Annotated in this window: 1 pseudogene; it reads right to left on the bottom strand. The window is 73.6% G+C overall.

Annotated elements, in window-relative coordinates:
• Window positions 1-9: 9 nt before the first annotated feature.
• Window positions 10-220 (bottom strand): annotated as a pseudogene (locus AX685_RS22440) (ubiquinone biosynthesis protein UbiH); the annotation flags it as partial.

Genomic DNA, 220 nt, shown 5'->3' with positions numbered 1-220 from the left:
CCGACCCGCCTAGACCCCCACCCCCATCAGCAGCCGCGGCAGGTCGCCGCTTTCGCCGCGCGCCTCGGCCATGAAACGGTCCTTCAGCGGAGGCAGGCGGTCGACCGCGGTGATGCCCAGCCGGCGGATCGCGCCGGCGGCCTTGCCGGGCAGGCCGAACAGCCGGGTCAGCGTGTCGGTGGCGGCGGCGACCATGAACGTATCGAGGCTGCGCCAGTTC

Origin of the sequence: Sphingomonas sp. CCH9-F2 (assembly GCF_001556735.1) — a bacterium.
In the GTDB taxonomy this organism is placed as follows: Bacteria; Pseudomonadota; Alphaproteobacteria; order Sphingomonadales; family Sphingomonadaceae; genus Sphingomonas; species Sphingomonas ginsenosidimutans.
This window is presented reverse-complemented; position numbering and strand designations above follow the sequence as displayed.